Annotated in this window: 9 protein-coding genes; 5 read left to right on the top strand and 4 right to left on the bottom strand. The window is 70.3% G+C overall.

The window, feature by feature from the left end; all coding sequences use genetic code 11:
* Positions 1 to 12 precede the first annotated feature (12 nt).
* From OG302_RS37250 to OG302_RS37235, 4 genes are all read right to left on the bottom strand, one after another.
* The gene (locus OG302_RS37250; protein WP_371530822.1) at positions 13 to 768 is read right to left on the bottom strand and encodes an anti-sigma factor domain-containing protein; all 756 of its coding nucleotides are present in this window, start codon (positions 766 to 768) and stop codon (positions 13 to 15) included.
* Positions 765 to 1349 (bottom strand): sigma-70 family RNA polymerase sigma factor, encoded by a 585-nt coding sequence (locus OG302_RS37245; protein ID WP_371530821.1) that lies wholly within the window; start codon positions 1347 to 1349, stop codon positions 765 to 767. The genes OG302_RS37250 and OG302_RS37245 overlap by 4 nt, the downstream gene beginning before the upstream one ends.
* 73 nt (positions 1350 to 1422) lie before the next feature.
* A complete protein-coding gene (locus tag OG302_RS37240) occupies positions 1423 to 2973 on the bottom strand; it encodes an SDR family oxidoreductase (protein WP_371530820.1) in 1551 nt (516 codons plus the stop codon).
* A 79-nt stretch (positions 2974 to 3052) separates the two neighbouring features.
* On the bottom strand, positions 3053 to 4048 hold the full coding sequence (locus OG302_RS37235; RefSeq protein WP_371530819.1) for a LacI family DNA-binding transcriptional regulator: 996 nt from the start codon (positions 4046 to 4048) through the stop codon (positions 3053 to 3055).
* 316 nt (positions 4049 to 4364) lie between these two features.
* On the opposite strand from OG302_RS37235, the gene OG302_RS37230 reads away from it, so the two are divergent.
* The 5 genes from OG302_RS37230 (at position 4365) to OG302_RS37210 (ending at position 11931) form a co-directional block, all read left to right on the top strand.
* Positions 4365 to 5291, top strand: a complete 927-nt coding sequence (locus OG302_RS37230) for a carbohydrate ABC transporter permease (protein WP_371530818.1) — start codon at positions 4365 to 4367, stop codon at positions 5289 to 5291.
* A gap of 4 nt (positions 5292 to 5295) precedes the next feature.
* The gene (locus OG302_RS37225; RefSeq protein ID WP_371530817.1) at positions 5296 to 6264 is read left to right on the top strand and encodes a carbohydrate ABC transporter permease; all 969 of its coding nucleotides are present in this window, start codon (positions 5296 to 5298) and stop codon (positions 6262 to 6264) included.
* A gap of 53 nt (positions 6265 to 6317) precedes the next feature.
* Positions 6318 to 7658, top strand: a complete 1341-nt coding sequence (locus OG302_RS37220) for an ABC transporter substrate-binding protein (RefSeq protein ID WP_371530816.1) — start codon at positions 6318 to 6320, stop codon at positions 7656 to 7658.
* A gap of 53 nt (positions 7659 to 7711) precedes the next feature.
* Entirely contained in the window at positions 7712 to 9763 is a 2052-nt protein-coding gene (locus tag OG302_RS37215; protein WP_371530815.1) for a beta-galactosidase, read from the top strand.
* 101 nt (positions 9764 to 9864) lie between these two features.
* Positions 9865 to 11931 carry an RICIN domain-containing protein gene (locus OG302_RS37210; RefSeq protein WP_371530814.1) on the top strand — a complete coding sequence of 689 codons (2067 nt, stop codon included), beginning with the start codon at positions 9865 to 9867 and terminating at the stop codon, positions 11929 to 11931.
* Positions 11932 to 12022: the final 91 nt, after the last annotated feature.

Below are 12022 nucleotides of genomic sequence, written 5' to 3'. Positions count from 1 at the left end.
TGCTGCGGCTCCTCATGCCGTGGGGAAGTTCATCAGGGCCACCGGGTCGGACGTCGGCTCCTTCGAGCCGCCGGTCGGCTCCACGGTGATGCCGATGCCGGACGCCTGGTCCACCGGGCCGTCCAGGAGCACGGCCTCGGTGCTGCGGGCCGGATCCATCAGACCGGCCGAACGCATCGATCCGTCGTCGTTGAACCAGAGCTGATAGACCTTGCCCGACGGCGGCTCGGGCATCTTGGCCGCCACGAAGGCCGCTTGGTTGCGGCTCTTGGCGACCACGACCGTGCCGGTGGCGCCGTCGGTGAGCCGCGCGGTCGCGGCCTTGGCGTCCGGCGCGGCGAGCACCTGGGCCAGCTGTTCGCTCTGCCGCTGTGCCTCCTGTGCGCGTTCGCCCGCCTCGTCGGCCCGCTCGTGCTGCCATACGGCGATTCCACCGAACCCCGCGGCGGCCGCCAGGCACGCGGCGAGGGCGAAGCGGGAAAGACGCCGTCCACGGCCGCTGCCGCCGGTTGCCTTCCCCTGCGTGGGCGTGTGCGGCGGCAGTTGGCGGACCGTGGCGATGCTCCGCAGCACCTCGGTCTTCATGGTCGCCGGCGGGGTGACCGAGACGGCGCGGGCGAGACGCCCTGCCGTGGCGGCCAGTTCACGCACCTCCTGGGCGCAGGCCTCGCACTCCCGCAGGTGCCGCTCGAAGTCCGCGCGCTCCTCGTCCGAGAGGGCGTGCAGGACGTACGCACCCGTCAGGGTGTGCAGATCGGCGGAGCTCATGCGCTCACCCCCAGGCAGTCGCGCAGCCGGATGAGACCGTCGCGCAGCCGGGTCTTGACCGTCCCGAGCGGCACGGAGAGGAGCTCGCCGACCTCACGGTAGGTCAGCCCCCGGTAGTAGGCCAGGGTCACCGACTGCCGCTGGAGTTCGGTCAGGGTGCGCAGACAGCGGCGCACCTGCTCGCGCTCCAGGCGTGTCTCGACCTGCTCGCTCACCTCGTCGAAGGCCGGCGTGCGTTCGAGCAGCGCCGCCTTGTGGTCGCGCTCGGCCGACGCCTGCACGGACCGCACCCGGTCCACCGCCCTGCGGTGGGCCATCGTGAGCACCCAGTTCATGACGCTCCCCCGCTCCGGCCGGTAGCGGGCGGCGCTGCGCCACACCTCCACCAGCACTTCCTGAGCGACCTCCTCGGACTGGGCCGGGTCGCGCAGCACCGTGCGCACAAGTCCCAGGACGGGAGAGCAGACGACGTCGTACAGCGAGGTGAAGGCCTCCTGATCGCCGCGGGCCACCCGGCTCAACAACTCGGCCGGATCGGGTCCCGCGGAGGGAGCCCCGCTGATGTGCACCACTTCATTCACCCGGTGATCCTCCTGGACGCTGGTCGCCTTCAGAGGTGATTCGGAGCCGGTGCGTCGCCGGATTGCCCGTGGGTCACGATTTCCCGGAGGTTTTGGCGGTGCGCTGTTCGGCCGTCCGTGTGATGTTGCGCGCCATGCCGCCGAAGACGAGCGCGTGGAACGGCGAGACGCTCCACCAGTACGCGTGGCCAAGCAGGCCGTGCGGATGGAAGAGCGCCCGCTGCCGGTAGCGGGTGCGGCCCTTGTCGTCCTCTTCCGCGTACATCTCCAGCCAGGCCAGACCCGGCAGCCGCATCTCGGCCCGCAGCCGCAGCAGCCGTCCCGGTTCGATCTCCTCGACCCGCCAGAAGTCCAGCGGGTCCCCCACCCGCAGCCGCTGGGCGTCACGGCGTCCCCGTCTCAGGCCGACCCCGCCGACGAACCGGTCGAGCCAGCCGCGCACCGCCCAGGCGAGCGGGAAGGAGTACCAGCCGTTGTCGCCGCCCACGCCTTCCACGACGCGCCACAGGGCCTGCGGCGAGGCGTCCACGGTCTGTTCCCGCTGGTCGCTGTAGAGGCTGCCGCCCGCCCAGTCGGGGTCGGTGGGCAGCGGATCGCTGGGGGCGCCGGGCACCGACGCGGACGACCACCGGGTGCTGACCTGGGCGTCCTTCACGCGTTCGAGGGCCAGGGCGAGCGCACGGTCGAAGGCGATCGGGACGCCGGGTGCGTCGGGCACGTACCGGGCGATGTCGTGTTCGTGGCAGATGACTTCGTAGCGCAGCGATTCCGCGAGCGGCCGGGCGATCGAGGCCGGTACGGGGGTGATCAGGCCCACCCAGTGGCTGGAGAGACGCGGGGTCAGCATGGGCACCGGCAGGATGAGGCGGTGGGGCAGCTTCGCCACGGCCGCGTACCGGCTCATCATCTCGCGGTAGGTGACGACGTCGGGGCCGCCGATGTCGAAGGCACGGTTGACCTCGTCGGGCATGGTGGCGCTGCCGACCAGGTAGCGCAGGACGTCGCGCACGGCGATCGGCTGGATCCTGGTGCTCACCCAGCTCGGCGTGACCATGACCGGCAGGCGCTCGGTGAGGTAGCGCAGCATCTCGAAGGACGCGGAGCCGGAGCCGATGATGACGGCGGCGCGGAGCATGGTGGTCGGCACGCCGGACTCGATGAGGATCCGGCCCACCTCGGCCCGTGACCGCAGGTGTGGCGAGAGCTCCTCCTCCGGGACGTCGTCGGGAGTGAGTCCGCCCAGGTACACGATGCGCCGCACACCGGCGGCGCGGGCCTGCTCGGCGAAGATCCGGGCCGTCTTGCGGTCCGTCTCCTCGAAGCCCGATCCGGTGCCGAGCGCGTGGATGAGGTAGTACGCGACGTCGATGTCCCGCATGGCCGCGCCGACGGACCCGGCGTCGGACGCGTCGCCGCGCACCACCTCGGCCCGCCCGGCCCAGGGGTAGTCGCGCAGCTTCTCGGGCGAGCGGGCGAGGCACCGCACCTGGTGCCCCGCGTCGAGCAGCTCGGGGACGAGCCGCCCCCCGATGTATCCGGTCGCCCCGGTCACCAGGCAGCGCAGCCGCCGCGCGCCTTCGCCGCTGTCGCTGCTGCCGCCGTCGCCGTTGTCGCCGCCGTTCATGGGAACCTCCGGCCTCGCACGATGTCCTTGCCCTGTCCACCTTCCCCCGGTTGTGGCCGGTAGCGCGCGATCAGCGGACTCAGCGGGAACCGGCGGGAGGGCGTGCGGTGCTCTGGCGCAGGACGAGCCGCGTGGGCACGAGCGTGGTGCCGCGCTCGGGCGTGCTCTGCCGCATCTGGCGCAGGACGCCCTCGACGCAGCGGCGTCCCACTTCGGCGAAGTCCTGGTGGACGGTGGTCAGGGGCGGCAGGAACGAGCCGGACTCGGGGATGTCGTCGAAGCCGATGACGCTGACGTCCTGCGGCACCTTGCGGCCACGCTCGTGCAGGGCGCGCAGCAGGCCGAGGGCCATCTGGTCGTTGGCCGCGAACACCGCCGTGCAGTCCTCGCGGTCGGCGATGCCGAGCCCCGCCCGGTATCCCGACTCCGCCGACCAGTCGCCGCGCACGAGGGGCGGCGGGGCGCACCCGGCCTCTTCGAGCGTCGCCCGCCAGGCGTCGGCGCGGCGTTGCGCGGCATAGGAGTCCTCGGGCCCCGCGAGGTGCCAGACGGTCCGGTGGCCGAGGTCGAGGAGATGCCGGACGGCGTCGCGCGTGCCGCCCGCCTGATCGGTGTCGACCACGGTGTAGCGGTCCCCCGCGTCCGAGTCGGCCACGACGACCTGGACGTGGGGCGGCAGGGAGAGGGCCGCCGCGTCGAGGAGGTGCTTCTCCATGATGACGATGACCGCGTCGACGGCGAGTTCCCCGAGCCGGGAGAACGCGCCCCGCACCTCGTCCTGGGTGGGGACTGCGACGGGGAGCAGGGTGACGGCGTACCCCTCCTGTGCCGCGGAGGTGGCGATCGCGTCGATGGTGCGTACGTTGCCGGTGGTGGAGAGGGTGAAGGTGATCAGGCCGATCGTGCGGAACTCACCGCGCTTGAGGGCGCGGGCCGCGCTGTTGGGCCGGTAGCCGAGTTCCTTCATGGCGGCGAGGACCTGCTGCCGGGTCTCTTCGTTGACGCCCGGAAACCCGTTGGAGACACGGGAGACGGTCTGCGAGGAGACGCCGGCGAGGCGGGCCACGTCGGCCATGGACGCGCTCTGGCCGCGGCGCGCGGCCCCTTCCCGTTCGCCCTGGACCCGCTCCCGTTCCCCGCGGGTGCCGCTCGCCGACGTATTCCCTGGTGCTCCCGCTCGTGCTTCCACTGTCTCCCTCGCCGCGTCCGCATCAGTCTTCTCCGACGACCCTTGACCGTCGCCATCGGGGCAGTGTAGACATTCCGCCACTGAATGTTTACGTAAACATAACACCCTGCGGCACTCGGCCAAGGCCCTTGTCACACCGCGATGTTTACGCAAACATCGCGCCACGTGACGCCGGCTCCGAGATGGACGAGCGAGGAACGACATGACGACGCTTCACCTGCAGGGGGTCGCGAAGCGGCGTCCCGCCCGGCCCCCGGCACCGGGGAACCGCCGTTCCTGGACGGGCTGGGGATTCATCGGCCCCTTCGTGGCGGTCTTCGCCCTGGTCTTCCTCGCTCCCCTCGCCTACTCGGTCTACCTCAGCCTCTTCCGCGACCAACTCATCGGCGGGACCACGTTCGTGGGCCTCGACAACTACCAACAGGCCCTGACGGACGCCCAGTTCTGGGCCTCGCTCGGGCGCGTCTCGCTGTTCCTCGCGGTCCAGGTCCCGATCATGCTGGGCATCGCCCTGCTCGTGGCCCTCGCCCTGGACAGCGGCCGCCTGTACGGCAAGGACTTCTTCCGGATCTCCGTCTTCCTGCCCTATGCCGTGCCCGCCGTGGTGGCCTCGCTGATGTGGGGCTTCATGTACGGCACCCGCTTCGGGCTGGTGGGTGACATCAACGACGCGCTGGGCGTCTCGCTGCCCGACCCGCTCTCACCCGGCCTGGTCCTCGCCTCGATCGGCAACATCGTCACCTGGGAGTTCGTGGGCTACAACATGCTGATCTTCTACTCGGCGCTCCGCGTCATCCCGCACTCCCTGTACGAGGCCGCGGAGATCGACGGCGCCGGTCAGCTGCGCGTCATCACGGCCATCAAACTCCCCGCGATCCGCGGCGCGCTGGTCATCGCGACGATCTTCTCGATCATCGGCAGCTTCCAGCTCTTCAACGAGCCGAGCATCCTGCAGAACCTCGCGCCCAACGCCATCACCACCGACTACACCCCGAACCTCTACACGTACTCGCTGTCCTTCTCGGGCCAGCAGCAGAACTACTCCGCGACGGTCGCCATCGTCATGGGCCTGATCACGATGGTCATCGCCTACGTCGTCCAGCTGCGCGGCATGCGCAAGGGAGCGTGACCCGATGACCGGACCGAGCAGCCCCGTCACCACCGCTCCCCCGACCGTCCCCGCACCGGCCCGCGCCACGGGCTCCGCACCCCGGCTGCGGACACCGCGCGTCCGCACGTCCCGCCGGCACACCGCGGGCCGCCCCCGGCGCAGCGTCGCGCTCACCGTGCTCACCGGCCTCGTCCTGCTCTACAGCCTGATACCGCTGGTGTGGCTGGTCATCAGCGCCACCAAGACCCAGCAGGGGCTCGCCGGTTCGTTCGGCCTGTGGTTCGACGGGGACTTCGCCCTGTGGGACAACATCAGCGCGACCTTCACGTACGACGACGGCGTCTTCACCCGCTGGTTCCTGAACACCCTGCTGTACGTCGTGGTCGGGGCCGGGGGTGCCACCTTCCTGGCGGTCCTCGGCGGCTACGCCCTCGCGAAGTTCGACTTCCCCGGCAAGCGCGCCGTCTTCGCCGTCGTCATCGGCGCCGTCGCCGTGCCCGGCACGGCCCTTGCGGTGCCCACCTTCCTGATGTTCAGCAAGATGGGCCTGACCGACACCCCGTGGGCCGTCCTGATCCCCTCGCTCATCTCGCCCTTCGGCCTCTATCTGATGTGGGTGTTCGCCACCGAGGCCATCCCGGCCGAGCTGATGGAGGCCGCCCGCATCGACGGGGCGAGCGAGCTGCGCACCTTCTTCCAGGTCGCGCTCCCGCTGCTCGCGCCCGGCACCGTGACCGTCCTGCTGTTCACGATGGTCGCGACCTGGAACAACTACTTCCTGCCGCTGATCATGCTCAAGGACCCGGACTGGTATCCGCTGACGCTGGGCCTGGACAGCTGGAACGCCCAGGCCGCGACGGCGGGCGGCGATCCCGTCTTCCATCTCGTGATCACCGGTTCGCTGATCACCGTCCTGCCGCTGATCGCCGCGTTCCTGCTGCTCCAGAAGTACTGGCAGTCCGGACTCGCCGCCGGAAGCGTCAAAGAGTAATACCTGCCTGCCAGTTGCCCCCTTGTCGACCACGAAGAAGTGGAAGCGTCGCCATGCCCCAGAACACCCGCCGCCTGCTGCGCGGCATAGGTCTCGTCTGCGCCCTCACCCTGGGGGCGACCGCCTGCGGCGGCTCCGACGACGAAGGCTCCGGTCAGAAGCAGGTCTCGTCCGCGGACATCGAAGCGGCCCTGAAGAAGGGCGGCAAGGTCAAGGTGTGGGCGTGGGAGCCCACCCTCAAGAAGGTCGTCACCGACTTCGAGAGGGAACACCCCAAGGTCGACGTCGAGTTGGTGAACGCCGGCACCAACAAGGACCAGTACACGGCCCTGCAGAACGCCATCTCGGCGAAGAAGGGCGTCCCGGACGTCGCGCAGGTCGAGTACTACGCACTGAGTCAGTACGCCCTGACCAAGTCCATCACCGACCTGACCCCGTTCGGCGCGGACAAGCTCAAGGGCTCCTATTCGCCGGGCCCTTGGAACGCGGTGAAGTCCGGTGAAGGTGTCTACGCCCTGCCGATGGACTCAGGACCCATGGCGCTCTTCTACAACAAGAAGGTCTTCGACAAGCACAGGATCAAGGTGCCGACGACCTGGGACGAGTACCTCCAGGCGGCCCGCAAGCTGCACAAGGCCGACCCCAAGGCCTACATCACCAGCGACACGGGCGACGCGGGCCTCACCACCAGCCTGCTGTGGCAGGCCGGTTCGCGCCCGTACAAGGTCGACGGCACCAAGGTCGGCATCGACTTCTCCGACAAGGGTGCCCGCGCCTACACCGGGACCTGGCAGAAGCTCATCGACGAGAAGCTGGTCGCACCGGTCAACCCCTGGACCGACGAGTGGTACAAGGCCTTCGGTGACGGCACCATCGCGACCCTGCCCACCGGCGCCTGGATGCCCGCCAACTTCGCCTCCGGCGTGAAGGAGGCCGCGGGCGACTGGCGCGCGGCTCCGCTGCCGCAGTGGACCGCGGGCGACAAGGCGAGCGCCGAGAACGGCGGCAGCTCGCTCGCCCTGCCGGAGCTCGGCAAGAACAAGGAACTCGCCTACGCCTTCGTCGAGTACGCCAACTCCGGCAAGGGCGTGCAGACCCGCATCAAGGACGGCGCCTTCCCGGCCACCACCAAAGACCTCGAGTCCAAGGCGTTCCAGAACACCGAGTTCCCGTACTTCGGCGGCCAGAAGGCCAACAAGGTCTTCGCCGAGTCCGCGGCGAACGTCGCCGACGACTGGAAGTACCTGCCCTACCAGGTGTACGCCAACTCGATCTTCAACGACACCGCGGGCAAGGCCTACGTCTCCGGCACTCCCCTGTCCAAGGGCCTGAAGTCCTGGCAGGACGCCTCCGTCAAGTACGGCTCCGAGCAGGGCTTCAGCGTCCGGAAGTGACGCGGCGCGACCCTGCCTCCCTACATCCCGAGCACCACACCGGAAGGACCACCATGCCCCCCACCCTCCCGTCCCGGCTGCTGCGCGGACCGGACGGTGCCGTGACCCCTGGGCTCGTGTACGGCGCCGACTACAACCCCGAGCAGTGGCCGCGCACGGTCTGGGAGGAGGACGTCCGGCTGATGCGCGAGGCAGGCGTCAACATCGTCTCGCTGGGGATCTTCTCCTGGGCGCGCATCCAACCGGCCCGGCACGCCTGGGACTTCAGCTGGCTCGACGAGATCATGGACCTGCTGCACGCGGGCGGCATCGCGGTCGACCTGGCCACCGCGACCGCGTCCCCGCCGCCCTGGCTCACCGCGGCCCACCCGGAGATCCTTCCGGTGACCGCCGCCGGTGAGACGGTGTGGCCGGGGGCGCGGCAGCACTGGCGGCCGACCTCGCCCGTCTTCCGGGAGCACGCGCTGCGCCTGGTGCGGGAAATGGCCCTGCGCTATGCCGGCCATCCGGCCCTCGTGGCCTGGCACGTCTCCAACGAGCTGGGCTGCCACAACATCTACGACTACTCCGACGACGCCGCCCGCGCCTTCCGCGACTGGCTGCGCGCCCGCCACACCACCCTCGACGGCCTCAACCACGCCTGGGGAACGGCATTCTGGTCGCAGCGCTACAGCGACTGGGAGCAGATCCTGCCGCCGCGGCTCGCGGCGTCGCACCCGAACCCCACCCAGCAACTGGACTTCAAGCGGTTCTCGTCGGACGCGCTCAAGGAGTATCTGCGCGCGGAGCGCGACGTCCTGCGCGAGCTCACCCCGGAGGTGCCCGTCACCACGAACTTCATGGTGATGGGCGGCACCAAGGGCATGGACTACGCCGACTGGGCGGGCGAGATCGACTTCGTCTCGAACGACCACTACGTCGTGCCCGGTCCGCAGGCCAGGGACGAGCTGTCCTTCTCCGCCAGCCTCACCAGCTCCGTCGCGGGCCACCGCCCGTGGTTCCTGATGGAGCACTCCACCAGCGCCGTCAACTGGCAGCCGGTCAACCTGGCCAAGCGCGAGGGCGACCTCGCCCGCGACTCCCTGCTGCACGTCGCGCACGGCGCCGACGCCGTGTGCTTCTTCCAGTGGCGCCAGTCGGCGGCCGGTGCCGAGAAGTACCACTCGGCGATGGTGCCGCACGCCGGGGCCGACAGCGAGGTGTTCCGTGCGGTGACCGGCCTGGGGCGGACCCTGAAGGCGCTCGCGCCCGTCGCGGGGACCGGGCGCGAACCGGCCCGCGTGGCCGTCCTCTTCGACTGGGACTCGTGGTGGGCGAGCGAGCAGGACTCCCACCCCACCTCCCTTCTCGACTACCACCAGGAAGCCCTCGACTGGTACTCCGCGCTCCTCGCCCTCGGCATCCGCGCCGACGTCGTGACCAAGCGGACCGAACTCGCCCCGTACGACGTCCTGATCGCGCCCGTGCTGCACGTGGTGCCCGAGGCGCTCGCCAAGGACCTCACGCGGTACGTCGAGGGCGGCGGCCACCTGGTCACGACCTACTTCTCCGGCATCGTCGACGAGAACGACCACGTGTGGCTCGGCGGCCATCCAGGGGCACTGCGTGAGCTGCTCGGCATCCGCGTCGAGGAGTTCGGGCCGCTGCTCGCCGACGACACGGTGGCGCTGGACAACGCCACCACGGGCACGGTCTGGACCGACCGGATCACCGTCACGGGGCCGGAGGTGGAGGTGCTCGCCCGCTACCGCACCGGTGCGTACGCCGAGCGCCCCGCCGTCACGCGCCGTGCCGCGGGCCGCGGTTCGGCGGCGTACGTCTCCACCCGGCTCGGCACGGACGGCCTCACCGTCCTGCTGCCGCAGCTCCTCGCCCCAGCCGGGGTCAGCAGCGAACTGCCCGCCCCCGCGCGGGGACGCGTCGAGCTCGCCGTGCGCCGCGACGCGGACAGCCGCTATCTGTTCCTGGTCAACCGGACGGACGACACCGTGCCGTTGCCCGGACTGACCGGAGAGGTCCTCGTCGGCGGCGCCCCGGATGCCGCCGGCGGCGGTCTCGTCCTGCACCCCAGGGACGTCGCCGTCCTGCGACAGCCCACCCCCTGACACCCCCCTCCTGTACAGCGCCACCCCGTCCGCGGGGCGTGCCGTCCTGCCCTGATGCGGGACGGCACGCGCCCGAAGCGCACCTACGTTGGGAGCACACGTTGGCACCTCGAACCCGCACGAGAAGCCGCACGGGAAGCGGCACGCGAACGCGCACGCGACGGCTCATCGGCCTGGTCGGCAGCACCGCCCTGGCCACCGGGGCCGCCCTGCTCACCGCCCCTGCGCAGCAGGCCGCCGCCGCGTCCGCCGCCGTCACCGTCCGGCCCGACCCCTCCTACGGGCACGAGAAGTTCGAGGGCTGGGGCACGAGCCTGGTCTGGTTCGCCAATGCCACCGGCGACTACCCCAAGGAGATACGCGAGAAGCTCGCCGAGCTGCTCTTCGGCGACGACGGTCTCGGCCTGAACATCGCCCGCTACAACATCGGCGGCGGCAACGCCCCCGACGTCAAGGACTATCTGCGCCCCGGGGGCGCGGTCGACGGCTGGTGGAAGGCCCCCGCGGGCACCACGCGCGAGTCCACCGACTGGTGGAGCGCCACGGACCCGGCCGACTGGAACCCGAAGGCGGACGCCACCCAGCGCTGGTGGGTCGACCGGATCAAGGGCGACGTCGACCACTGGGAGACGTTCAGCAATTCACCACCCTGGTTCATGACGAAGAGCGGGTATGTCTCGGGCGGCTTCAACGCGAGCGAGGACCAGCTCAAGACCGGGTCCGTGGACGATTTCGCCGCCTATCTGGCGGGCGCGACCGAACGTCTGGAGAAGGCGCACGGCATCAAGGTCGACACCCTCGACCCGTTCAACGAACCCAACACCGACTACTGGGGCACCCGCCTGGGAGCGGACGGCGAGCCGGTCGGCGGCCGTCAGGAGGGAGCCCACATCGGCCCCGAGCTCCAGCAGAAGGTGATCGCCGCGCTCGATCCGGCGCTCAGGAAGTCCCGGAGCGGCGCGAAGATCTCCGCGATGGACGAGACCAACCCCACCACCTTCACGCGGAACTGGAACTCCTACCCGCAGGAGGTCAGGGACGCCGTCGGCCAGATGAACGTCCACACCTACGGAACGGACGGCCGCACCAGCGTGCGTGACCTCGCCAAGGCGGCGGACAAGCCGCTGTGGATGAGCGAGGTCGAGGGCGACTGGGGCGACGGGCAGGACTTCGACGACATGCGGCCCGGCCTCGGCCTGGCCCAGCGGATGGTCGACGGCCTGCGTGAACTGGAGCCGAAGGCCTGGGTGTTCTGGCAGCCGGTCGAGGACTACGACAACATGAAGCCGGGCGGCGAGTCCGCCAAGGGCGGCAACTGGGGCAGTATCCAGCTGCCGTTCAGCTGCACCTCCGAGGACACGCTGGAGACCTGCCCCATCCGTACGAACACCAAGTTCGACACGGCCCGCAACTTCACCCACTTCATCAGGCCCGGCGACCGGCTCGTCAAGGTCGACGACACCTCAAGCGCCGCCGCCGTGTCCCGCGCGGGCGACGGGGCGACGGTCGTCCACGTCAACGGCACGACCGCCGGGCGTACGGTCACGGTCGACCTCTCCAAGTTCGGTCACGTGAGCGGGAAGGCCACGGTCACGCCCGTGGTGACCAGCGCCGACGGCGAGCTCGAACGGCACGAGGCCATCAACGTACGCGGCGGGACGGCCACCTTCGAGGTACCCGCACAGTCGGTGACGTCCTTCCTCGTCAAGGGGGTCTCCGGTGTCGCGAAGGACGCCGCCCTGCTGAGGAAGGACCACACGTACGAACTGACCGGCGTCCAGAGCGGCAAGGAACTCACCGTCGCCGACGACGGCACCGGCCTCGTCATCAAGTCGGCCTCGGACACCGCGGGTCAGCGGTGGCGGCTGCGGCAGATCAGCGGTGACACCGGCAACAAGCGGCGGTACGTGTTCACCAGCCCCGCGGAAGGAAAGCGGCTGGCCGTCCGTGACGGCGTCCCCGTGGTCGAGGCCGACACCGGCCCTCGTGGCAAGGCCGCCCAGTGGATCATGTCCACGACCGGTGACGGCACATGGACCCTCGTCAACGCCGGCACCGGCCGGCTCCTGGAGGTCGGCGGCCAGGCCACGCACGACGGGGCGGCCGTCACGGCGTGGACACCGAACTCCGGCGCCAACCAGCGCTGGCGGGTGACCGACGTGACCTGACCCCGGAACCACCTCTCACCAGGTCTTATGACGCACCGCAACTGTTCGATATGCGCAGGGTGACTGCTCGTGCCACGCTGAGAAAACCAAT

The sequence above is a fragment of the Streptomyces sp. NBC_01283 genome, from assembly GCF_041435335.1.
Taxonomy (GTDB): domain Bacteria; phylum Actinomycetota; class Actinomycetes; order Streptomycetales; family Streptomycetaceae; genus Streptomyces.
The sequence above is the reverse complement of the archived record's forward strand: the minus strand, read 5'-3'. Positions and strand labels throughout refer to the sequence as shown.